This is a genomic window from Mesorhizobium zhangyense (genome assembly GCF_011045115.1).
GTDB classification, from domain to species: Bacteria; Pseudomonadota; Alphaproteobacteria; order Rhizobiales; family Rhizobiaceae; genus Mesorhizobium_M; species Mesorhizobium_M zhangyense.
Map to the genome: position 1 here is coordinate 1 of NZ_JAAKZG010000007.1, position 23240 is coordinate 23240.

At 62.0% G+C, this 23240-nt stretch carries 17 protein-coding genes; 13 read left to right on the top strand and 4 right to left on the bottom strand.

All coding sequences use genetic code 11. The features are described from left to right. Positions 1–175 precede the first annotated feature (175 nt). Positions 176–1564, top strand: a complete 1389-nt coding sequence (locus tag G6N74_RS17500; protein WP_165119241.1) for a hypothetical protein — start codon at positions 176–178, stop codon at positions 1562–1564. A gap of 15 nt (positions 1565–1579) precedes the next feature. On the opposite strand, the gene G6N74_RS17505 is transcribed toward G6N74_RS17500, so the two are convergent. Next, a complete protein-coding gene (locus G6N74_RS17505) occupies positions 1580–3433 on the bottom strand; it encodes a mechanosensitive ion channel family protein (protein ID WP_312857891.1) in 1854 nt (617 codons plus the stop codon). A gap of 533 nt (positions 3434–3966) precedes the next feature. Between G6N74_RS17505 and G6N74_RS17510 the strand changes: the two genes are divergently transcribed. From G6N74_RS17510 to G6N74_RS17520, 3 genes are read left to right on the top strand one after another with little or no spacing between them, the layout of a single operon-like run. Continuing rightward, positions 3967–5181 (top strand): glycosyltransferase family protein, encoded by a 1215-nt coding sequence (locus G6N74_RS17510; RefSeq protein WP_165119242.1) that lies wholly within the window; start codon positions 3967–3969, stop codon positions 5179–5181. Between the two features lies 1 nt (position 5182). Next, the gene (locus G6N74_RS17515; protein WP_165119243.1) at positions 5183–6427 is read left to right on the top strand and encodes a glycosyltransferase; all 1245 of its coding nucleotides are present in this window, start codon (positions 5183–5185) and stop codon (positions 6425–6427) included. Continuing rightward, on the top strand, positions 6424–7578 hold the full coding sequence (locus G6N74_RS17520) for a glycosyltransferase family protein (RefSeq protein ID WP_165119244.1): 1155 nt from the start codon (positions 6424–6426) through the stop codon (positions 7576–7578). Before G6N74_RS17515 ends, G6N74_RS17520 begins: the two co-directional genes overlap by 4 nt. Here the strand turns inward: G6N74_RS17520 and G6N74_RS17525 are convergent. After that, the gene (locus G6N74_RS17525; protein ID WP_165119245.1) at positions 7556–8230 is read right to left on the bottom strand and encodes a class I SAM-dependent methyltransferase; all 675 of its coding nucleotides are present in this window, start codon (positions 8228–8230) and stop codon (positions 7556–7558) included. The genes G6N74_RS17520 and G6N74_RS17525 overlap by 23 nt on opposite strands. A gap of 80 nt (positions 8231–8310) precedes the next feature. On the opposite strand from G6N74_RS17525, the gene G6N74_RS17530 reads away from it, so the two are divergent. The 4 genes from G6N74_RS17530 (at position 8311) to G6N74_RS17545 (ending at position 13098) form a co-directional block, all read left to right on the top strand. After that, entirely contained in the window at positions 8311–8883 is a 573-nt protein-coding gene (locus G6N74_RS17530; RefSeq protein WP_165119246.1) for a hypothetical protein, read from the top strand. Positions 8884–8900: 17 nt separating this feature from the next. Continuing rightward, entirely contained in the window at positions 8901–11615 is a 2715-nt protein-coding gene (locus tag G6N74_RS17535; protein WP_165119247.1) for an ABC transporter transmembrane domain-containing protein, read from the top strand. Positions 11616–11654: 39 nt separating this feature from the next. Then, positions 11655–12104: a cyclic nucleotide-binding domain-containing protein gene (locus tag G6N74_RS17540; protein ID WP_091918351.1), complete on the top strand. Its 450-nt coding sequence runs from the start codon at positions 11655–11657 to the stop codon at positions 12102–12104. Positions 12105–12243: 139 nt separating this feature from the next. Beyond that, positions 12244–13098, top strand: coding sequence for an MBL fold metallo-hydrolase (locus G6N74_RS17545; RefSeq protein WP_165119248.1), 855 nt, complete (start codon positions 12244–12246; stop codon positions 13096–13098). Here G6N74_RS17545 and G6N74_RS17550 read toward each other — a convergent pair whose 3' ends face one another. Beyond that, the gene (locus G6N74_RS17550) at positions 13099–13863 is read right to left on the bottom strand and encodes a polysaccharide deacetylase family protein (protein WP_165119249.1); all 765 of its coding nucleotides are present in this window, start codon (positions 13861–13863) and stop codon (positions 13099–13101) included. Continuing rightward, positions 13860–14948, bottom strand: a complete 1089-nt coding sequence (locus G6N74_RS17555; RefSeq protein WP_165119250.1) for a glycosyltransferase family 4 protein — start codon at positions 14946–14948, stop codon at positions 13860–13862. Before G6N74_RS17555 ends, G6N74_RS17550 begins: the two co-directional genes overlap by 4 nt. Positions 14949–15023: 75 nt before the next feature. Between G6N74_RS17555 and G6N74_RS17560 the strand changes: the two genes are divergently transcribed. The 5 genes from G6N74_RS17560 (at position 15024) to G6N74_RS17580 (ending at position 23240) form a co-directional block, all read left to right on the top strand. Further along, positions 15024–16202 (top strand): DUF3095 domain-containing protein, encoded by a 1179-nt coding sequence (locus G6N74_RS17560; protein ID WP_165119251.1) that lies wholly within the window; start codon positions 15024–15026, stop codon positions 16200–16202. Between the two features lie 109 nt (positions 16203–16311). Next, a complete protein-coding gene (locus tag G6N74_RS17565) occupies positions 16312–17655 on the top strand; it encodes a nucleotide sugar dehydrogenase (protein ID WP_165119252.1) in 1344 nt (447 codons plus the stop codon). A gap of 285 nt (positions 17656–17940) precedes the next feature. Further along, positions 17941–19281 (top strand): adenylate/guanylate cyclase domain-containing protein, encoded by a 1341-nt coding sequence (locus G6N74_RS17570; protein ID WP_165119253.1) that lies wholly within the window; start codon positions 17941–17943, stop codon positions 19279–19281. Between the two features lie 171 nt (positions 19282–19452). Then, positions 19453–21345 carry an ABC transporter ATP-binding protein gene (locus tag G6N74_RS17575; RefSeq protein WP_165119254.1) on the top strand — a complete coding sequence of 631 codons (1893 nt, stop codon included), beginning with the start codon at positions 19453–19455 and terminating at the stop codon, positions 21343–21345. Then, a complete protein-coding gene (locus tag G6N74_RS17580; RefSeq protein ID WP_165119255.1) occupies positions 21342–23240 on the top strand; it encodes an ABC transporter substrate-binding protein in 1899 nt (632 codons plus the stop codon). Before G6N74_RS17575 ends, G6N74_RS17580 begins: the two co-directional genes overlap by 4 nt.

Below are 23240 nucleotides of genomic sequence, written 5' to 3' on the forward strand. Positions count from 1 at the left end.
ACAAGGGGGAGGGGAACTTTTGCTGCATATCTGTCCAGTCCCAATCTTCAACGTCGTTGGCGGCCAAGGCGATGAAATCGTCTCCCTCCCCCTTGTGGGGAGGGGTTAGGGGTGGGGGTATGGCCTCGATCAGGTCCATCTTGGCGTTTTCGCTGCGAACGGCTAGACGAAGCCGATGACCGATGCACTTGCCGCAAGCACAACGCCTCCTGCAGAAATTCTGGCGCTTCTGTCGCTGCTCTGTCCGGAAGTCGTGCGCGACATCGAGCAGAACTGGGATGCGCCGGTTTCCGAATACGCCCGCCATCTGTGGCGGCCGGTTGCCGGCCCTGCCTCAAGCCCGGCAATCGCCGCACGTTCGATCCTGCGCGAGGTGCTGCACGATCGGCTCGGCGCGCTCATGCAGCCTGAGGAGGTTCGCAAGGCCCTGGACGAGTTTGAGCACAGGCCGGTCATCCAGTCCGGCTTGCACTGCCTGCTTCTGATGGACCGGATCACCTTCGATGCCCTTCTGCTTGCCTGGCTAGGTGCGGTCGAAAACGGGTTGTCGGCTTTCGTTGGTTTCGTCGGAGCGACGATGACGATGGAGACAATCGGCCGGGAAGGGCCTGGCTGGCTCGATGTCGGCGGCGACAAGGTCAATCTGTTCGGCATGGGACGTCACAAGCTGTGCCGCAAAAGCGTTTGCGCGGCCGGTCCTGTATCCCTCAACAGGCCGGCCCTAGAGGCGGCAGGTGACGAGGCCGACGCCAGCCGCTGGCTGGGCACGCTGCTTGCCAGCGCTGACAAAGAATTCCCGACCGCGGCCGATGCGCTGACGAGCCTCAACGAGGATCTGGTGACCGATTGGGATCGTTCGGCCTCGGCCCGGCCGGTTTTCATCGACGACCGGCTCGCAGCCGTTGCCATGGCCCGGCATCTCGAAGACGACGACAGCATTCTCACAAAGCTGCTTACCGATCCGCAACGGCGCCAGCGCTTCGATCATGCGTTGGAGGCTGCTGCATCCGGCCCATTCGGCAGGTTCCTGCCCAACGCCACCGATTATTTCTGGGGCATCCGCGAGGAGCGGGTGCGCAAGCTCGTCATCGAGAACGGACGCCTGATCGAACCGGAGCGGCCGAATGGCGTGTCGATCCCGCTTGAGCGGGAGCCTCTTCGGCGGGCGCTGCTGGACGGCATGCTGCTGCCGAACCTGTTCCTGATGTTCCTCGTCCTTGCCATATTGCCGCGCGTGCGGGTTTTGGGCGGCCTGCGGCAGGTCGGTTATGTCGCGCTGTTCCACTCGATTTTGCTCGCCGCGCTCGACGAAAATGTGCCGGAAGAGCGCGATCTGGCCGCGGAATTGCAGGTCCGGGAAAATGCCTGGGGCATGCGGGTCATCGACGAGCAAATCTCCGTACGGGAGCAGCTTGCAAGCCTTCCGGCGGGCGAACTTTTCCCCCAACTACTTCGGCAATATCGTTCCCGGACGCTAGCCGAGGTCACGGACGACCTGAAACTGGTCCGCGAAAACGCCAGATGGCGCAAACTCGCCCGGAGCAAGGCAGCCGGAGAGTTCTAGGCTGCCAGCCCGGAGTCAGGCGGCTGCCGGACTAGACGTAATAGGCTTCGAAACCGCGTGGATGCCGTTTTCGCGGAAGGCGCGATGCACGGCAACCATCACGGCGCGGCGGATCATGGTCTGCTTGCCGGCCTTGGCCTTGAATTTGGCGGTGATGACGAGCGTGCCGTCTTCGACCTCGGCAATGCCCTGGCTCTTGAAGGGCTCCAGCAGGTCCTCGGCGACTTCCGGATCGGCCGCGACGTCCTGGCCGATCTTCTTGAACAGCTTGCGGACAAGTTCGACATCGGTGTCGAAGGCGACGCGGAACATCAGCTTCTCGATCACCCAGTCGCGGCTGTAGTTCTGGATCTTGCCGATCTGGCCATAGGGTATCGTCGCGAGCGCGCCGCGCTGATGACGCAGCGAGACGGACCTGATCGAAATCTTCTCGACGGTGCCTTTCGCCCCCGAGGTCTCGATATATTCGCCGAAGCGGAAAGCGTCGTCGATCAGGAAGAACAGCCCGGAAACGACATCCTTCACCAGCGTTTGCGAGCCGAAGCCGACCGCGAGGCCAAAGACACTCAGGCCGGTGATCAATGGCCAGACATTCACCCCGATCGTCACCAGAACGGAAAGCATGGCCAGCGCCAGAATGGTGGATTTGCCGACGCCGCTCAGCAGGGGCACCAGCGTGCCGAGCCGCGAGCGCGGCGCGCTCAGCGCTTCCGGATTGGCGCCGAGTGTCGGAACCTCGGCCAGCAGCGCGCGTCCGGTTATCGTGCCGATGACGTTCCACAGGAACGCCGTTCCCAAGGCGATCAGCGCCATGTCGAACACATTGGTTGCGACCGACTGCAGGCCGAAGCCCAGCCCGACAGCCAAAGGCGTTGCCCATAGGGTTTCCAGAAGCGCCAGCATGACGACCAGAATGGCGAAGCGCGCCGTTTGCATGCCCGCCGCAGCCGCAATTGAGGTGCTTGGCGATTCGAGCCCGCGCTGTGCCCAATGGCTGATCATCGTGTCCAGATGCGGCGTGGCGATGAAGATCAGCGCGGTCAGAAGGATGGCGGACCCCGGAATAGGCATCCCCAATGTCTGGGCGGCTTCGGTGGTGCAGAAGGTTACGAGCAGGAACCCGATCACGATCGCCGGCCATGCCTTGGCGAGACGCCCGCGCCAATGGCTTCTCGGCCGCGAACCGGCGACCGCAACCACCATTGTGCGTTTGTTGCGCCAGACTGCGATCACGAACAGTAGAAAAGCAGGGATTCCGACCAGTCCGGTCCCGGCAAGGTCCATGAGACCCGGCCCGGCGCCCCAAAGATGCAGCGTTGCGATCAGCCCAATGCCGACAAGGGCCCAGCCGATGGCAATCGACAGACCACGCACCAGCCCTGCCATGTGGACGGAGGGTTTGGGAAAAGCAGGCGGCATCGAAGCCATCAGAACGTGTCTGAGCGTGAAGAGCGTGATTCCGCCGGCAACAGGAAAAATAGTCCAGACCCGTAGGGTTCGCATTTCCAGGTCGGTGCGGCTGAGCAGGCGTGCAGCGATGAATCCGGCCAGAAGCGCCAGGATTGCTGCCGCAACACCGGCGAAAAATCTGCGCCAGAAACTTCTGTCGGCGGTCGCACGCCGGAAACGGCGGCTGATCCAGATGAAGACGCCGCCAACCAAAGCGACAACGAGAATGATCTGGAAAATCAAGAGGAAAGGGGAGACACCCGCCGCCGAAAATGCATCTCTCAACGATTGGAATTCCGCAGAAATGCCGTTCAGGGCGGTCAGTCTGCTGTGGAGACCGGCAACCAGACGGTCGTCGATCTGCCCGACGCCCGTGATCATCGAGGTGACGTCCTTGGCAATCGCAGGCTCGTTGTCCACGGCCCTCTCCCATCTTCAGCCTTCGACTGGAGAGACCTTATTCCACTTTCCCTAATAGCGGGTTGCAAGATCGCACTTGGCGCAGCCTGCCGCTCGCATCCGAGATTCGGGTTGATCGAAGGCCCGTTGCTCGCCTATGCTCCTTGCACAGTGATCAGGGCATCCGGGGGCGACGAGTGTTTTTCCCAAGAGGCAGCTTCTGGTCTGTCGGCAATATACCGAGCGGGCCATTTTCCGTGGTGACAGAGATGCCGGACAGATTACGCGAAACCCAGCGATTTTCTCGTGTCGATGCGGCGCCCAGCTCCCATGACCGTACGGCAGTGGATTTGGATGACGAACCGGGCTATATCGCCGCCCTTCGCGGCGACTTGCCCGGCGGCGGTGGCTCCCATCGCCTGTGACCATATTGCATCGGTAAGAGCGGTCCCCTTCGGCCGGCTCTTGCTATCGTCAATTGACAAATACAGGTTTAGGAGCCTGCGGGGCCATCCACGGTCCTCAAAGGTGAGAATTTTAAAAGAGGTTCGATAATGACCCAGCGCGTACAAGACGCACGAATTCTCATGTACAGCCACGATACGTTCGGGCTCGGCCATCTGCGGCGTTGCCGCACGATAGCGCATTCGCTCGTCGAGGATTTTCGCGGGCTTCAGGTGCTGATCATTTCGGGCGCGACCATCGCCGGCGCGTTCGACTACCGCGCCCGCGTCGACTTCGTGAAGATCCCCAGCGTCATCAAGCTGCGCAACGGCGAATACACCTCGCTGGAGAAGCATATCGACCTGCACGAGACGCTGAAGATGCGCCAGTCGATCATCCGCCACACTGCAGAGACCTTCCGGCCGGATATCTTCATCGTCGACAAGGAGCCGCTCGGGCTGCGCGGCGAGATCGAGGATACCCTGTCCTACCTGAAGACGCGCGGCACGACGCTCATTCTCGGCCTGCGCGAAGTGATGGATGCGCCGCATCTGCTCGAAGCCGAATGGGCGCGCAAGGACGTTATGCGCAAGATCGGCCTGTTCTACGACAAGATCTGGGCCTATGGCCCGCCGGATTTCTACGATCCGCTGACGGGGCTTGAAGTGCCGCCGACCGTGAGGGCGAAGATGAAGTTCGTCGGCTTCCTGCAACGGGGCTTGCAGCAGGACGAGATGCCGGGGCACCGGCCCGAGGGCGATTATATTCTCGTCACCACCGGGGGCGGCGGCGACGGCGCCGAACTGATCCACGATGTCATCGATGCCTATCAGCAGGACCCGCAATTGCAGCACAAGGCGTTGATCGTGCTTGGGCCCTATATGCCGGCGCGCAAGCGCAGCAAGCTTCTCAAGAAGGGAGCCCAAATTCCCTACATCAAGATCATCGAGTTCGATAACCGCATGGAGGAGCTGATCGCTGGGGCCAAGGCGGTGGTGGCGATGGGCGGTTACAACACCTATTGCGAAATCCTGTCCTTCGACAAACCGGCGCTGATCGTGCCGCGCGTCAAGCCGCGCGAGGAGCAGCTTATCCGGGCACGCCGTGCGGCCGAGCTTGGGCTGATCGACATGCTTTTGCCGGAAGAAGCAGCGGATTCCCAGCGCTTCGCCGATGCGTTGAAGGCGCTGCCCGGCCGGCCGCGCCCATCTCAAAGCAATCCGCATCTCACTCTGGAAGGGTTGCCTCATATCTCCGAAATCGTGGCTGAGCTGCTGGATCGGCGAGCGGGCCACCATCTTTCGGTCGTTGAAGGTGTGAACTGAGTTGCAGCACCGTAAGATCGTCGTGGTTCTGAAGGGGTATCCTCGCCTGTCGGAGACCTTTATCGCCCAGGAACTGCTCGGTCTTGAACGCGCCGGGCTCGAATTGGCGATCGTGGCACTCAGGCGGCCCACTGACGGCAAGCGGCATCCCGTGCATGACGAGATCAGGGCTCCCGTCCACTACCTGCCGGAATATCTGCATCAGGAGCCGTTGCGGGTGGCGCGCTCGCTGCTGGCCTGCCTTCCGAGGGCCGGCTTCTGGCGCGCGCTCAGGTCGCTGGCAGCGGACCTTCCTCGCGATTTCACCCGCAACCGCGTGCGGCGCTTCGGACAGGCGCTCGTTCTGGCCGCCGAATGGCCGGCAGATGCCGGCTGGCTGCATGCCCATTTCGTGCATACGCCGGCCTCGGTCACGCGCTATGCCAGCCTGCTTCGTGGCTTGCCATGGACCTGTTCGGCGCATGCGAAAGACATCTGGACATCGGCAGACTGGGATCTGGCAGACAAGCTTTCCTCCGCCCGCTGGACGGTTACCTGCACGAAAACCGGCTTCGAGCATTTGAAGATGCTCGCCAATGGCAGCTCGCCGGTGCATCTGAGCTATCATGGCCTCGACCTCGATCGCTTCGGCAGTTTCAGTGAGGCGCGCCGCGAGCGCGACGGCTCGCTGGCCGAGGAGCCGGTGATCGTGCTCAGCGTCGGGCGCGCCGTCGAAAAGAAGGGCTATGATATTCTGCTGAATGCCCTTGCTCTGTTGCCCGCTGGTCTGGCGTGGCGTTTCGAGCACATCGGGGGTGGCGAAGAACTCGACCGGCTCAAGGCGCTGGCGAAAAAGCTTGGAATTGCCGACCGCGTTTCATGGAAAGGCGCGCTTGCCCAGGAAGAGGTGCTGGAGCACTACCGCCGCAGCGATATCTTCGCCCTGGCGTGCCGGATTACCGCCAATGGCGACCGCGATGGCCTACCGAACGTCTTGGTGGAGGCAGCGAGCCAGCGGCTTGCCTGTGTCTCGACCGACGTTTCTGGCGTTCCCGAACTGTTGTCGCCCGAAGAGACCGGGCTGCTCGTTCCGCCGGAAGATCCGGTCGCGCTCGCCAAGGCGCTGGAGCGGTTGATACGCGACCCCGCCCTGCGCGGCAGGCTCGGTGAAGCCGCCGAGCACACAGTGCGCCATCACTTCGATCATGTTTCGAGTATCGATCAGCTCAAGGAGTTGTTCGAACGGGAGTGGCAGGCGGCCGAATGAAACCTTTGCGGGTCTTCTTCTATGTCCAGCACCTGCTGGGCATTGGCCATCTTGCACGCGCCAGCCGTATTGCGGTGGCCCTTGCCGATGACGGTTTTGACGTAACCGTCGTGACCGGTGGAGCGCCAGTTGCCGGATTTCCGGGGCCAGGCGTCAAATCCGTGACCCTTCCGCCCGTAACCTCCGGCGACGAGGGGTTTTCCGGGCTGGTCGATCTGCAGGGAAAGCCGGTCGACGATGCCTTCAAGCAACGGCGCTGTGAAATGCTGTTGGAAGCGTTCCGGGAATGCCGGCCGGACATAGTCATCATCGAGGCGTTCCCCTTCGGCCGCCGGCAGATGCGTTTCGAACTTCTGCCGCTGATCGAGGCCATCGATGCGACATCGCCCAGGCCGATGCTCGCGACGTCCGTCCGCGACATCCTTCAGGAGCGCGTCAAGCCGGGCCGAAATGAGGAAACGGTCGATCTCATCGACCGGCATTTCGACCTCGTATTGGTTCATGGCGATCCCACTTTCGCGACGATCGACAAGACATTCCCGCTCGCCGGCACGATTGAGGCCAAGGTTGCCTATACCGGCCTCGTCGCAGCGCCTCCTCCGCCAAAAACCTCCGAGAACTTCGACGTTCTGGTGTCGGTTGGCGGCGGGGCTGCGGGCAAGGGCCTTGTCAGGTCCACGGTCGCGGCGGCGCGGAACGCCGACAACGCCTGGAAATGGTGCCTGATCACCGGCCCGAACCTGCCAAAGGACGAGTTCGAGGCGATCACGTGTGAGGCGACGCCGGGCCTGTCCATCTTCCGGTTCCGCGAGGATTTCGCCAGCCTGCTGACCGGCGCGCGCCTTTCGGTCTCACAGGCGGGCTACAACACCGTTTGCGATGTCCTGCGCGCTGGCTGCCGCTCTCTGCTCGTTCCATTTGCAGCCGGCGGGGAGACCGAGCAGACGGTTCGCGCTCTGATGCTTGAGGAACTCGGGCTTGCAACCGTGTTGACCGAGCAGGATCTGACGCCCGAAGGTCTGGCGCAAGCGATCCAGGCAGCGTTTGCCGGGCCGGCGCCAGCCGCGCATCGCCTCAATCTGGAGGGCGCGCAGCGCACAGCACAAATCCTGCACGAAAGACTTGGGACTAAACCGACCCTATCAGCATGAAACGCGTATAATTCTTCGTCGGCAGTTCGCCGGAGAAACGCACCTCCTTCAAAGCGGCCATTGCCTCGAAGGCGGCAAGCGAGGCAACGCAATTGATGTGGGTCGGCTCGCTGAAATAATCGTTCGACTGCAGTAGAACATTCGTCCCCTCCGGAAGGACGGCCAGCCAGTCGCGCAGATCGGCAATGTGTTCGCAACTCGTGTTGACCACCAGGTCGGGCCGCGTGGCTGCATAGTCGAGCGCGTACATATCGCCGGTCACCGCCCGGAACCGGTCGCCGGCCTCCCGGTTGAGCGTTTTTGCGACGGCAGAAACTTCGGGATCGATATCAATGCTGTCGATCGCCGTGATGTCGAAGCGGGCATCGTTGAAAAGCATCGCCGGCAGCACGCCATACCAGCCGCCGAGAACCCATATGTGCCGATATTTGCCGCCGCAGGTCTCGAAGAGCCTATCGCGCGCCCACATCTTGCAGGCGACCTGCTTGTGGTTGAAGGCGTTGGCGATATCGGCCTCGGGATGCTTGGCGATGATGCGCGCCAACCCCGCGACCAGCGGGCAGGCGGCATAGGCCGCAATCCCGCGCGTGAGATCGTAGGCTTGCTCGCGCCAGTCCGTGCCGGCATTGCCTGCTTGCGTGACATCCATCATATTCGTCTTGTATGTTGGGATTTCGGGCGACACAACGCAATCTTGCCTTCCGCAAGGCTGTTTGATTCGTGGATGTGATTATGCTGCAAGCCGCTTCACCGTTGGCCGGTGCCGGAGAGGGCCTGCTGCATCTATCCGGGCCGTCGGCCTCCATCCGTCAGGTGCTGGCTGCGCATTTCGTCCGCGATTGCCCGCATGTGCTCGAAATCGGCGGCCACGAACGGCCAATCACCGGCTATCTGACGCATAGGCCTCTGTCCGTCCTTTCCGTCGATCCCAAGACGGCGGCCCTCGAGGCGGACGAACTCAACGGCCATCCCTGCCGCGTGAGGCATGTCCCGCGCAAGTTCCAGGAAGTTGAATACGACTACGCCCCGCGCAGCTACGGCCTTGTCCTGCTGGGTTATTCGCTAAAACCCTATGGAAGCCGCGAACCGCTCGGCCAGCTGCTTTTTTCGCTGATCGACAATGCCGGCGTCGTCGTCATCGACTATGCACCGGAACTGGACCGCGCCGCCTCGCAGGTTCCTTCCATCCTCGAACGCAAGACACTCTCGGTGCATTGCAACTTCGAGCTTGTCCTTGGCGATGAAGAAATCGCCGATACGCCATTCGCCAGAAGACGCTTTTACGTCCTGCATCCTTCCAACTGAACGGTCCGCAGTCGCATATGGAACCCAGCCTAGCCCGCTATATCTGGACGCACACCCGGAAGCAGCAGCTCTGGATCGTGATGATCGTCGTGCTCTCGATGATCCCCTATTTCATGTCCTTCGACCTGCCGAAACTGATCGTCAACGGCCCCATCCAGGGTGGCGGTTTTGAACAGCCGGGCGCGACCCAGCCGTTTATGAAGCTGCACTACGACATTCCCTTCATCGGGGATGTCCAGTTTTTCGATGGTTTCCAGCTCGGCCGCGAGGCGACGCTGTTTGCGCTGAGCATGGTCTTCCTGCTGCTGGTCGTCGTCAACGGCCTGTTCAAGCTCTACATCAATACCTACAAGGGCCGCCTCGGCGAGCGCATGCTGCGGCGCATACGCTTCGAGCTGGTCGATCGTGTGCTGCGGTTTCCGCCGTTTTACTTCAAGCGGGTGAAATCCGCCGAGGTGGCGACCATGGTGAAGGACGAGGTGGAGCCGCTGGGCGGCTTCATCGGCGATGCCTTCATCCAGCCGGTGCTGCTCGGTGGCCAGGCGCTGACCGCAATGCTGTTCATCATGGTCCAGAACTTCTGGCTCGGCATGATAGCTGCCGTGATCGTTGGCATTCAGATCATTCTTATCCCGCGCATGCGGCGCCGGCTGATCGTCCTCAGCCGCGAGCGGCAACTGACGGCGCGAGCGCTTTCTGGCCGGGTCGGCGAAATCGTCGATGGCATCGGCGCGGTCCACATTCACGATACGTCCAACTATGAACGCGCCGATATAGCCGCCCGGCTCGGCCGCATCTTCAAGATCCGCTACGACCTTTACCAGTGGAAGTTCATGGTAAAGTTCCTCAACAATTTCCTCGCCCAGATCACGCCTTTCCTGTTCTACATGATCGGCGGCTATCTCGTCATTCAGGGGCGTCTGGATGTCGGTCAGCTCGTGGCGGTGATCAGCGCCTACAAGGACCTGCCCGGACCGATGAAGGAACTGATCGACTGGGATCAGGCGCGGCAGGATGTGCAGGTCAAATACCAGCAGGTCGTCGAGCAGTTTACGGTCGACGGTCTCATCCCGCCGCAAATCGAGGCCCTGACGATCGAAGACCCCGGCCGGATGACCAACTCCCTGTCAGCCGTCAGCCTGTCCATGACCGACGATGGCGGTGCCATGCTGCTTGACCGTGTATCGCTCCAGGTCAAGCCGGGCGAGACGTTGGCGCTGGTCAGCTCCGCGACAGGCGGAGCCGAGGCGCTTGCGGAAGCTTTCGCGCGGCTTAACCGGCCGGAGAACGGCAGGGTCGTTTCGGGCACCGACGACCTGCTTGAACTTCCCGAAGCCGTGACCGGCCGGCGCATGTCCTACTCGTCGTCGGATGTTTTCCTGTTCCATGCAAGCCTTCGAGAGAACCTTCTCTACGGGCTGAAACATGCGCCGCTTACGCCCGTGACCTATGACGGCGCTGCCGCGGTCCAGCGTCGCTGGGACGTCGATGAAGCAAGCCGGTCGGGCAATCCCGATTTCGACATCAGCAGCGACTGGATCGACTACGCTTCCGCCGGCGCTACCGGCCCGCAGGACCTTTTCGAGGCCGTGCGCCGGGTGCTCGATGCGGTGCTGCTGTCGCGCGACATCCTGGATCTCGGCCTGCGCTCTTCGGTCGACGTCACGCGTCACACTGAGCTCGCCGGCCGGATCGTCGAATTGCGTGCAGCACTTCGCAGCCGGCTGGAACAGGAAGGACTGAGCGGGCTGGTGGTTCCGTTCGAACCGGGCGCCTACAACAAGGAAGCAACGATCGGCGAAAACCTGCTCTTCGGCGCCGCCGCGGGCACAGAGCTCGCCGACAGGGCGCTTGCGGCCAATCCTTATTTCGCGTCCGTGCTGCGGCAGGGCGGTCTCGACCGCACGCTCTACGAAATGGGCCTGGAGATTGCCGAACAGGCAATCGAGCTGTTCGCCGATCTGCCGCCCGATCACCCGTTCTTCCAGCAACTCGCCTTCATGACGCCCGAGGAGATTCCGGCCTACGAAACCTTGCTGCAGCGGCTCAAGAACCGCCCTTACGAGGCGGTGTCGGAAAGCGACCGCGCCATGATCGTCACCTTGAGCTTTGCCTATATCGAACCCCGGCACCGCTTCGGCCTGCTGACCGAAGAGCTGATGGGCAAGATCGTTGCGGCGCGCAGCCGGTTCTATGAAAACCTGCCGCCCGAGCTGCAGAATGCGATCGAGCGGTATGACCCGGCCAAATACATTGCTGCGGCCACCGTCATGGACAACGTCCTGTTCGGACGCGTGGGCAACAATCATCCCGACGCGCCGGAACGCATACGCTCCATCGTCTACGACATTCTGGACAAGCTCGGCCTTTACAACGAAGTTCTGGATGTCGGCCTGGACTTCAACGTCGGCTCCGGCGGCCGGCGTCTGACCGGTGGGCAAAGGCAGAAGCTCGACGTTGCCCGGGCACTGCTCAAGCGTCCCGATTTTCTCATCATGAACCGGCCGCTTTCAGCTCTGGACCAGCGCATGCAGGAACAGGTGCTGCGCAATGTGCTTGAAGAGGCTAGACGTGACGGCCATTCTCCGGCGATTGTCTGGGTCGTGACAAACCCGTCAATGGGGATGATGTTCGACCGCGTTGCCGTCTTCGACGCGGGTCAATTGGTGGAAGACGGAACACACGAGACACTTTTGGCAAGAAACGGTATCTTCAAGGAACTGCTGTCATAAAGGTCTGGCAAACGCGAATTTTGGGGAAGGTTTGCGACGATGCTGCTCAAGGATGAAGTTGGAATGCTGCAACGCGTTCCCCTGTTTTCCGGCGTCGAGCCGGCAAAGCTGAAGCTGCTCGCCTTCACGTCGGACCGCGTTACCTACGGCGCCGGACAGATCCTTTTCCGACAGGGCGACGAGGGAGACGCCGCCTATGTCATTCTTTCAGGTACAGCCGATATTCTGGTCGAGTCCGACGCCGGGCCGATCAAGGTCGCCGAGCTGGAACCCAATTCGATTGTTGGCGAGATCGCAATATTGTGCAACGTTTCCCGCACCGCCACCGTCAGGGCGGCGGTTCCGCTGGAAGTCCTTCGAATTCGCAAGGATCATTTCCTGAGACTTATGAAGGAGTTCCCCGAAATGACGATCGAAATACTGCGCGTTCTGGCCGATCGCCTGAGCCATACGACAGCGGAACTGATCGACGCGCGAAGCGCCAAATAGCGAATGGCGGGCGTTCGATCCTCCATGCCCCATAGCCATGGCACATGCCTCTTTTTCAGGGGGCCCTCCGGAGAAAACCTGTCTCGCCTAGCCGCCGCTGTTTGGCTACTATGGCCAGCGGGGACTGCGAAGGGCTAGCATGGACGACGACGTTTTCCTGGTCAGGTTTTGGGGCGCGCGCGGCAGCATTGCGGTATCCGGGCCAGAGTTCTCGCGCTACGGCGGGAATACTATCTGCGTCGAGATGCAGTGCGGCCCCCATACGCTCCTGTTCGACGCCGGATCGGGGTTAAGGCCTGCCGGCGAAGCGCTTCGGGCGGCGGGCGTGACCGATTTCGACCTGCTCTTCACCCATTGCCACTACGACCACATCATAGGGCTGCCGTTTTTCTCGCCGGTCTATGACCGCAGCGTGAACGTTACGCTTTGGTCGGGGCATCTGGCCGGGCGCATGACGACGCGGCAGATGGTCGACGAATTCATGCAGCCGCCGTGGTTTCCAGCAAAGCTCGATATCTGCAAGGCAAGCCTCGACTGCCGGGATTTCGTCTCCGGAGACGTGCTTCGGCCCCGGGAAGGGGTCGTGGTCAAAACCGGCAGCCTCAACCATCCCGGAGGCTGCATAGGCTATCGCGTCGAATGGGGCGGCCGTGTCGTGGCGATGATTACCGACACCGAACATGAGCCCGGCAAGCTCGATCAGTCCATTCTTGGCCTTATCAAGGATGCCGATCTCGTCATCTACGACTGCACCTACACGGAGGAGGAGATGGAGCGCCGCCGCGGTTACGGGCACTCGACCTGGCAACAGGGCGTCAAGCTGTGCGAAGCGGCGGGTGCGCGGGGTCTGGCACTTTTCCATCACGATCCGACGCGTACCGACGAGGAGCTGGACGAGATCGAAAAGCAGGCCAAGGATAGGTTTGCCGGTGCATTCGCCGCCCGCGACGGCCAGACGCTGGAGTTGCCAGCTTCGGGGCCGCACCGGAAATAACTATTCCCCGCCCTTTGTGCGGCGATCGATCAACACGCTGACGGGAAGCCACTCGCACACGCGGCTGCGGCCCGTCACTTCGAAGAGCCGCTCCAGAAAAATCCACGCAGCCTCATCGTGCACGAGATGATGCGTGAGCAGGCCAACCGGCTCGCCGCCATCATAAGCCTGCTGCAACCGCGCGACGATCTCCTGAACAAGCAGACTGTAATCCCGGCAGCCGCGCGTGCCGTGCCAATCCATGATGTCGACATTGCTGTTCACCACGCGGATGGGCGCCGGTTTCGGTGGCCCGTAGACCGACAGTGCGGTGAAACCGATCGATCCGAGATTATCGATCAGGCCTGCGTCTATCCTGTTCCACGGCGGCACCAGCATCGGCACGGCGCGCTCGCCGTGCAGACGGACTATCTGCGATAATCCCCGTGCCAGTTCATCAAGCACCGCCCCGCGCGGCCGATGTGCCCCGAGCTCCTGCTTTTTCTGGTCTCCGGGCGCATGATTCTGGTGCGCCCAGCCGTGAATGGCGACCGCGGCATGGGCAGCTTGGCTGAGCCGGTCGGCAAGCCTCGCATCCGTGACGGCCGGAATGACGGCCAGCGTGACCGGAACGGCGAAGTCGCCGGTAAGGGCCAAAAGGCGATCAAGTGCGGGCGTTGGCTCCACGGCGTCATCATCCCGCAGCCAGAACTCTGCCGTGCGACCGGCGTTTTCCCAGCGCATGAGTTCTTCGCGCAATGGCTGCCAGATCGAATCCACAGTCATGATGAGGCCACCTTCGCAAGCAGATCTGCCAGACGCGTTGCTGCCGTGTCTAGGGAGCGTTCGTCCAGCACAAAGCGCCGGGCAGCCTGGCTGAGGGCGGCTCTCTCGTCCTCTCGCGTCAAAAGCCTTTCGATTGCCGCTGCAAATGCCGATACGTCGCCAGGCGGCGTCAGAAATCCGGTCTCGCCATGGCGCACGACTTCCGGCACACCCGCAATGTCCTGCGCCACGACGGGAAGGCCGGCGGCCTGTGCTTCGAGATAAGCGACGCCATAGGCCTCGCCAAACCCCGGCCAGACGTAAATACCTCCGCCATAGAGGAACTCCGGCACGGCGGCTGGTTCGATAGCGCCGAGCCATTCGATGCGTTCGGCCGGCAAGCCGGCGAATAGAGCCGTCACATCCTCGCGGGCAGGCCCGTCACCAACGACCGACAAGGTCCATGGCAGATGGCCGATCAGGCCGAGCGCTTTTGCCAACATGCCATAGCTTGCAAGCTTGTCGCCCGGGCGCATCATGGCGACGGTGACGAGCCGAGCTGGCGCGCTCCGTGGTGGCGTTTTCAGGAATGCCGACGTGTCGATGAAGGGCGCGAGCATGCCGAGGGCTGCGTTGGGAATTGCCTCGGCCAACCCTTGGCGGTCCCGGTGGGTGAAGCAGATGTTCAACGCTGCCTGCTCGACCGATTGCGCCACCAGCGCCTGCGTTTCGGCCCAAAGGCCGCTATTGCGCCGGTTCGAATACGAAGCTTCCGCCGTCACATAGGGAATAGTGAAGGTCGAGGCCAGTTCGGGGCCGATCAGGTCGGGCGCCTTGTAATAGGGGTGGTAGGAGAACCACAGGTCGGGCTGGCCATCCCGCGCCCAGAGTTCGCTCAGCCGCGCGATTTCCTGTTGAGCTTTGGTTCTCAGCGCATCGAAATTTTCCTGCACCGGTTCGCGCAGAAAGCCGCGCAACTCGGAAACTATTTCGACGTTGTGGCCGTAACTCCGGAGCGCTTTCACAAGCATCCGCGCCATCTGGCGGTCACCGGAGGCAACGGGATGATTGGGCGACTTCAGGGGTGCGTAGAAGGCAATTCGCATCGCCGGACCCTATCATCGGAAAGCCTGTGCAAGTCAATTTCGAAGCGTGATCGACTTCACTCTCACGCAGGGGAAATGTGGTATTTGATAGGCATGGACACATCCGCCAAAACCGATCCCTTTGTCGACACCTTGCCGGTTTTCACCGAGTTCGAAGGTGTTGCCGATGTCGGCAACTATCGGCCGCTTCCCGACGACTGGGCGCTTGCGACGGCGGACATCGTTGCCTCGACCGACGCAGTCTCTGCCGGCGGTTACAAAGCGGTCAACATGGCCGGCGCCAGCGTGATATCGGCCTTGCTGAACGCGCTCGGCCAGCGCGATCTTCCTTTCGTTTTCGGCGGCGATGGCGCGATGGTTGCGTTTCCGGCGTCCCAGCTGGAGATCACCAGAAACGCTTTGGCGGCGGTGCAGGCGTGGGTGGCAGACGAATTGAACCTTACCTTGCGCGCGGCGATCGTGCCGGTCAGCGATATCCGGGCGCACGGGCTGGACGTGCGCGTTGCAAGGTTCCAGCCTTCCGAGGAGGTTTTCTACGCCATGTTCGCCGGTGGCGGCAGCAGTTGGGCGGAAGCTGAAATGAAGGCGGGACGCTACCGCATCGACCCCGCGCCAGCGGGAACCCGACCGGATCTTACGGGCCTTTCATGCCGCTGGGACCCCATCGAGGCGCGGCATGGCGAAATCGTCTCGATCATCGCCATTCCCGGTGCTTCGCGCGACATGCAGGCCTTTCAGACGCTGGTGTCCGACATCATCGCCCTGACTGGCGGAGAAGAGCGTGGCGGGCATCCCGTTCCGGTGGAAGGCCCCGAATTCAGCTTCCCCCCGCCGGGTCTCGATCTGGAAGCGCGTGCGATAGCGCCCGTGGGCAAGCGGTGGCTGGCCAAACTGTGGGTCGTCTTCCTGATGACGCTTACGACCGTCGCCATAAAACTCGGCCGCAAGGTCGGGACGTTCGATCCAGATCTCTACAAGCGCCAGGTGGCGAGCAATTCCGATTTCCGCAAATTCGACGACGGCTTGAAGATGACCATCGATGTGGATCGCGACGTCTTGCAAAGGATCGAGGACCGGCTGAAACAGGCGGAAAAGGCAGGCGTGTGCAGCTACGGCCTGCACCGGCAGAAATCGGCCCTGATGACCTGCATCGTCGCATCACCCCTGCAGCGCGACCATGTCCACTTCGTCGATGGCGCCGCCGGTGGCTACGCGATGGCTGCCGCCGGCCTGAAGGCAAAGCTGGCAGGCTGACTTCGGCTTGCGGAAATCCGATTTCCGCAATATGCCTCGCCGGTAGCTCCTGGGATGAGCGTGGCATCGCCATGGTGGCGGCGGCTTGTCCGGGCAGGAAAGCAGATTTTTGGATACCTCCAGATCGACATATCATCTCCTTCTTGACCGGATTTCGGCACGTACCGCGTCGGTCGCCGTGATCGGGCTGGGCTATGTCGGTCTGCCGCTGGCAATCGCTGTCGCACGCGCCGGCTTCCCGGCTGTCGGCTTCGACATCGAGGCGCAGAAGATCGAAAGCCTGAATGGCGGCCAGTCCTACATCGAAGCGGTGACCTCGCAGGCGCTGGCCGAGCAGGTGGCGGGCGGGCGGTTCCGTGCGACGGCGGACTTCACCGAGCTTGCCGGCTGCGACATCATCATCATCTGCGTGCCCACGCCGCTGACCAGGCACCGCGAGCCGGATCTTTCTTTCGTCCGCAACACCGCCAGCACCATCGCCAGCAATCTGCGGCGTGGCCAGTTGATCGTGCTGGAATCGACCACCTATCCCGGCACCACCGACGACGTGATAAGGCCGATCCTGGAAGAGACCGGCCTGAAGTCGAAGGTCGACTTTTTTCTCGGGTTTTCGCCGGAGCGGGAAGATCCGGGCAACCGCAATTTCGAGGTTGCCACCATTCCCAAGGTCGTTGCCGGCGACGGCCCCGAAGCGGCAGCTGCGGTCCAGGCTTTCTACCAGAGCGTCGTCAGGACGGTCGTGCCCGTCTCGTCCACGGCGACCGCCGAGGCGGTCAAGCTCACGGAAAACATCTTCCGTTCCGTCAACATCGCCCTCGTCAACGAGTTGAAGGTCGTCTACGGCGCGATGGGCATCGACATATGGGAGGTCATCGAGGCGGCCAAGAGCAAGCCATTCGGCTATATGCCCTTCTATCCCGGCCCGGGGCTCGGCGGGCATTGCGTGCCGATCGATCCGTTCTACCTGACGTGGAAGGCGCGCGAATACGAATTGCCGACCCGCTTCATCGAGCTTGCCGCCGAAATCAACACCGCCATGCCGCGCCATGTGGTCGACGTGCTGGCAAAGGCACTGGACCGTCGCTGTGGCAAGGCGTTGAGCCGCTCGCGCATCCTGATCGTCGGGCTCGCCTACAAGAAGAACGTGCCCGATATCCGCGAGAGCCCGTCGCTTCGGCTCATCGAACTGATCGAGGAATGGGGCGGCAAGGCGGAGTTTCACGACCCGTATGTCGCCGAAATCCCCGCCACGCGCGAGCACATGGCCATCAAGGGGCGGCGTTCGGTCGAGCTGGGCGCAGCAGCTTTGAAGGGGTTTGACGCAATTGTGATCGCAACAGATCATGACGAGGTCGATTATCAATTGATCGCCGGCCATGCGCCGCTGATCGTAGACACCCGCAATGTTTTTGGGCGTCTCGGCTTGGCTTCCGACAGCGTCGTGAAGGCCTGATCCTTGCTGCGCCGGCGAATTTTTTTCGCCTTTTTGTCAGCATCGAGATTGTAGTCTGCCAATCGCCTCACCACATGAAGTTCAGACGGATAGATGCGGTTTTGCCTGCGCCTTGCCTACGCAAGGACAGCCATTCGGGAAATTCTTCGCTGGCTTTGCCCCCTAGCCGGCTTCATTAACTTCGATGGTCTTATGCTTGGCTTCCACGGCCGGTCGTCGCGTCTTTTTGGATCAGAAGAAGAGGGCCTGCCTGTGAATAGTTTTGACGTGGGCTTTGGAAACAGCATGAGCACAGCGCAATCCGAAATTTCCACCATTCTCATGGACAAGGTTGCCGACTGGCTGACCCAATCGGCGCTGGCTGGCAACGATCTCGAAACATTGGTGAAGGGCTTTTGTGAGCGGCTGGCGGCTGCCGGCCTGCCGCTGGTTCGGGTGCATCTGAGTTTCTCGATGCTCCACCCGCTTTACGATGCACTCGGCTTCACCTGGCTTCGGGGGCAGGGCATGGAAGTCGAAGGCTTCCGCAAGAAGGGCGGCGGACCGAATGACCGGTTCCTGACCAGCCCGTATTATCACCTGCTCAGCAACAAGCTCGACCACCTGCGGCGTCGGATCGACCCGTCGGTACAGTCGGAGTTTCCGGTATTCGACGAGCTCAAGGTTATGGGCGTCACCGATTACATGGCTTTCGTCCATCCCTTCAGCAGCAACGCCAACCAGGGCATGATCGGGTCGTGGGCTACCGACAGTGCCGCAGGCTTCAGCGACAGCATGATTTCGGCGCTGCTGCGCATCCAGAACCATCTCGCCGTCGCCAGCAAGATGGCGGTGCTCACCAAGCTTGCCGACAACATGATGACCACCTATCTCGGCGGCGATGCCGGCAAGCGCGTGCTGAACGGCCAGATCAAGCGCGGCGAGGGCGACACGATCCGGGCCGCATTGGTCATGGCCGACATGCGCGGCTCGTCCAGGCTTGCCGAGACCTCGGGTCGCGAGATCTACATCGACACGCTGAACCAGTTCTTCGACGCCATCGCAGCACCGTTCAACCGCAGCGGCGGGCAGATCATGAGCTTCATGGGCGATGGCTTCCTCGCCGTTTACCCCTGCGAAAGGCACCGCTCGCAATCCGAGATCGCCTGCCAGGCCGCGCTCGCGGCAGCGCACAAGGCCACCGCGCGCATGGCGGATCTCAATCTGCGCAGAAAGAGCGAAGGCCTGGGCGACATCAACTTCGGCATCGGCCTGCACGTCGGCAATGTGATGTTCGGCAACGTCGGGCTTACCGACCGCCTCACATTCTCCGCCTTCGGCTCGGCAGTGAACGAGGTCCAGCGGCTCCAGACCCTGACCAAGAAGTATCCGCACAGCGTTCTCGCCAGCAAGGATTTTTCCAGCTATTGCGGCGCCAATAGCTGGCTGACGCTCGGCAAGGAGGAACTGGCGGGCATCAAGCAGAAGCTGACGGTCCTTTCCCCCGACTTTTCCGAAGCGCTTTCGCTCGACGAAGATGGCGCGCTGGAGCCGATCTACGACCGTATCTCGGATGCGGAGCAGGTCATGCTGCTTCATCGCGATGCCAACCGTCTGTCGGCTGCCGATCTGAAGAAGCTGCAATAACCGCTGCTATTTGGTCCGAACGCCCTTTGGCAAGCAGTCCAGTTGCCGGTTCCGTAACGGAACCGGTGGCCGTTTCGAATCCATGTTGCTCTAAACCGGCAATGCGCTAGTCTCGCCTTTCTGGGACCTGCCGCCAACAAGGCAGGCCCTCGGAGTGGGGCCGGTGTGCGTATGAATTCGGGCGTTGATCTGCTGCGGATCGAGGATCTTGGCATCTCCTTTGCCATCGTCGGGGGACCGTTGCATGCCGTCAGGCGGGCAAATCTGCGCGTCCTGCCCGGCAAGGTCACCGCGCTTGTCGGCGAGTCCGGTTCCGGAAAATCGGTCATCAGCCAGGCCGTGATGGGCATTCTGCCAAAGACGGCCCATACACGCGGGCGTATCCTGTTTTCCGATCCTGAAAAGCCCGGCACCACGCAGGACATCCTGCAGATGCCGCGCGACGGGCCTGAAATCCGGGCGCTGAGGGGCAGCCGTATCGGCAAGATCTTTCAGGAGCCGATGACGTCACTGTCGCCCCTGCACACGATCGGCAACCAGGTCAGCGAATCCCTGCAGATCCATACCCCGATGCCAGCGGCGGAGCGCAAGATCCGCACCGAGGAGATGCTCGGCCTCGTCGGCTTTCCCAATCCGAAACGCGCCTATGACATGTATCCCTTCGAGCTCTCGGGGGGACTGCGCCAGCGCGCCATGATCGCCATGGCGCTGATCTGCAAGCCGGCGCTACTGATCGCCGACGAGCCGACGACGGCGCTCGACGTGACCATCCAGGCGCAGATCCTGCAATTGCTGCGCGAGCTCCAGACCAAGCTGAACATGGCGATGCTGCTGATCACGCATGATCTCGGCGTGGTCGCCAATGTCGCCGACGAGGTGGTGGTCATCTATCACGGCGAGATCATGGAGGCGGGGCCGGTCGAGGCGATATTCCGCCACCCCGGTCATCCCTATCTGAAAGGCCTGATGGCGGCGGTCCCGCATTTCGACCTGAAGCCGGGCGAAAGGCTCAAGGCGCTGCGCGAGGTGCCGGTCAATGTCGAGAGCCTGCTCGGCAAGCAGACGGCGCCAGTCTCGAAGGGAGCGGACGACGTCCTGCTGACGGTCCAGGACCTGGGCAAATCCTTCACCACGCGCAAGTCCGGATGGTTCGGCGGCGAGCAAAGTTCAGTCCGTGCCGTGGACGGCGTGAGTTTCGATATAAAGCGCGGCGAATGCCTAGGGCTGGTCGGCGAAAGCGGCTCCGGCAAGACTACCGTCAGCAAGATCCTCATGCGGGCCGTCACGCCGGACAGCGGCTCGGTCATCTTCAACGGACGCGACGGGCCGATCGATGTCCTGAAGGCCGAGGGAGACGCCCTGCGCACGCTGCGGGCGAAGATCCAGATGGTCTTCCAGGACCCGGTTTCGTCACTGTCACCGCGCATGACGGTGGAAAACATCCTGAGCGAGCCGCTGGAAATCCACGAGCGCGGCGATGCTGCCTCCCGTCTCGCAACGGTCAAGAGCCTGATGCAGGCGATCGGGCTCGATCCGCGCTTCATCAAACGCTATCCGCACAGCTTCTCCGGCGGCCAGCGCCAGCGCATCGGCATTGCGCGCGCGCTCGCGCTGGGGCCTGAACTGCTGATTTGCGACGAGCCTGTTTCAGCGCTCGACGTTTCCGTCCAGGCGCAGATCCTCAACCTTCTGAAGGATCTTCAGAAGGAACTAGGCCTGACCTACCTGTTCATATCTCACAATCTGGCGGTGGTGGATTACATGGCCGACCGTATCGCAGTGATGTGCGGCGGGCGCATCGTCGAGCTTGCGCCGCGCGAAATCCTGCTCAGGAAGCCGATCCATCCCTATACGCGCTCGCTGGTTGCCGCCGTGCCGTTCCCCGATCTCGACAGGCCGATGGACTTCAAGACGCTGAAGATAACGGGCGCCTCGGATGCGACCGCGTGGGGGCCGCAGTTCCGCGACGAAGGCAACGACGATGTGCTGTCGCCGCTCGACCTTGGTGGCGGCCATCTCGTGCTTGCCCGGCGCACCGCTGACGTCAAGGAGTTACGGCCTTGATCACCCGGCGCGTCGCCCTTGGCCTCATGGCGTCGGCATTTCTGCCGGGCACGCTGCGCGCCGGCGACTTGGAACCGGAATTTCTTCAAGAGCTGCTGAAGGCCAGAGCGTTGCCGGCCCTTACTGAGCGCCTGCCGAAGACCCCGCGCGTGGTGAACATCGCAGCCATGGGCCGGCAGCCCGGCCAGTATGGCGGCACCTTGCGCACGATCATCGGCAGCCAGAAAGATATACGGCTGATGACCATCTACGGCTATGCCCGGCTGGTCGGCTATGACGAAAAGCTCAACCTGCAGCCCGACATCCTCGAAAGCTTCGACGTGGCGGACGACCGCGTCTTCACCTTCAAGATCCGGGATGGGCACAAATGGTCCGACGGCAGCCTGCTGACACCGGAGGACTTTCGCTATTGCTGGGAAGACGTGTGGCTGAACGAGGAGCTTTCGCAGGGCGGTCTCGCAGCGGCCCTGGTGGCGGACGGCAAGCCGCCGCGCTTCGAGATCGTCGATCCCCTGACGGTCCGCTATAGCTGGGATGCGCCCAATCCGGATTTCCTGCCGAAGCTCGCAGCGGCCTCGCCGCTGCCGCTTGTCCTGCCGGCTGCCTATCTCAAGCAGTTCCACAAGAAATATCAGGACCCGCAAAAATTGGCTGGCCTGATGAAGGAAAACCGGGCCAAGAAGTGGACGCTGCTGCATATCCGCATGTCGCGTCAGTATCGCCCGGAGAACCCGGAGCTGCCGACGCTCGATCCCTGGCAGAACCGGACCAAGCCGCCGGCCGAGCAGTTCATCTTCGACCGCAATCCCTTCTTTCACCGGATCGACGAGAATGGCCGGCAACTGCCCTATATCGACCGGTTCGTCATGAATGTGAGTTCGTCGGCGATCATTTCCGCCAAGACCGGTGCCGGCGAGACCGACCTGCAGGCAATGGGAATAGACTTCACCGACTACACTTTCCTGAAGGACGCGGAGAAGCGCTATCCCGTAAAGGTCCATCTGTGGAAGCGTACGCAGGGATCGCGGCTGGCGCTACTGCCCAACCTGAATTGCGCGGACCAGGTGTGGCGTCAGCTGCTGCGTGACGTTCGTGTGCGCCGTGCGCTTTCGCTCGCTATCGACAGGCGCGAGATCAACATGGCGGTGTTCTACGGACTGGCGCAGGAAAGCGCCGATACGGTCCTGCCGGAAAGTCCGCTCTTCCGGCCGGAATTCGCCAAAGCCTGGGTCGCTCACGACCCGGACCAGGCCAACGCCCTGCTCGACGAGGCCGGGCTCAAGACACTCGACGACGATGGCCTGCGGCTGCTTCCCGACGGACGCCCGGCGCAGATCATGGTCGAGACGGCGGGCGAAAGCACGCTGGAAACCGACGCGCTCGAACTCATCACCGATCACTGGCGCAAGATCGGCATCGCCCTGTTCATTCGTACTTCGCAGCGCGACATTTTCCGCAGCCGCGCGCTTGGCGGCCAGATCATGATGTCGATGTGGTCGGGCATCGACAATGGCGTGCCGACCGCCGACATGAACCCGAGCCAGCTCGCCCCCACCATCGACGACCAGCTGCAATGGCCGCTGTGGGGCGCGCATTATCTGTCGCACGGCAAGCTCGGCGAAGCGCCCGATCTTCCGCCCGTGGTCGAGCTTATGGCGCTGCTCAAGCGCTGGAATGCGTCGACCGAAACCTCCGAGCGCGCCGAAATCTGGAACTCGATGCTGTCTATCTACACCGATCAGGTGTTTTCGATCGGCACCGTCAACGCCACGCTGCAACCGGTTCTGACGTCCTCGCGGCTGCGCAACCTGCCTGACAAGGCGCTCTACGGCTTCGACCCGACTTCCTATTTCGGCGTCTACATGCCGGATACATTCTGGCTTGGAGACTCCTGA

Excerpts from the sequence above, each read along its gene's own strand:
- G6N74_RS17545 (WP_165119248.1), top strand. The coding sequence starts at position 12,244 with ATGGACGACGACGTTTTCCTGGTCAGGTTTTGGGGCGCGCGCGGCAGC.
- G6N74_RS17550 (WP_165119249.1), bottom strand. The coding sequence starts at position 13,863 with ATGACTGTGGATTCGATCTGGCAGCCATTGCGCGAAGAACTCATGCGC.
- G6N74_RS17555 (WP_165119250.1), bottom strand. The coding sequence starts at position 14,948 with ATGCGAATTGCCTTCTACGCACCCCTGAAGTCGCCCAATCATCCCGTT.
- G6N74_RS17560 (WP_165119251.1), top strand. The coding sequence starts at position 15,024 with ATGTGGTATTTGATAGGCATGGACACATCCGCCAAAACCGATCCCTTT.
- G6N74_RS17540 (WP_091918351.1), top strand. The coding sequence starts at position 11,655 with ATGCTGCTCAAGGATGAAGTTGGAATGCTGCAACGCGTTCCCCTGTTT.
- G6N74_RS17530 (WP_165119246.1), top strand. The coding sequence starts at position 8,311 with ATGCTGCAAGCCGCTTCACCGTTGGCCGGTGCCGGAGAGGGCCTGCTG.
- G6N74_RS17535 (WP_165119247.1), top strand. The coding sequence starts at position 8,901 with ATGGAACCCAGCCTAGCCCGCTATATCTGGACGCACACCCGGAAGCAG.
- G6N74_RS17520 (WP_165119244.1), top strand. The coding sequence starts at position 6,424 with ATGAAACCTTTGCGGGTCTTCTTCTATGTCCAGCACCTGCTGGGCATT.
- G6N74_RS17575 (WP_165119254.1), top strand. The coding sequence starts at position 19,453 with ATGAATTCGGGCGTTGATCTGCTGCGGATCGAGGATCTTGGCATCTCC.
- G6N74_RS17500 (WP_165119241.1), top strand. The coding sequence starts at position 176 with ATGACCGATGCACTTGCCGCAAGCACAACGCCTCCTGCAGAAATTCTG.
- G6N74_RS17510 (WP_165119242.1), top strand. The coding sequence starts at position 3,967 with ATGACCCAGCGCGTACAAGACGCACGAATTCTCATGTACAGCCACGAT.
- G6N74_RS17525 (WP_165119245.1), bottom strand. The coding sequence starts at position 8,230 with ATGATGGATGTCACGCAAGCAGGCAATGCCGGCACGGACTGGCGCGAG.
- G6N74_RS17570 (WP_165119253.1), top strand. The coding sequence starts at position 17,941 with ATGAGCACAGCGCAATCCGAAATTTCCACCATTCTCATGGACAAGGTT.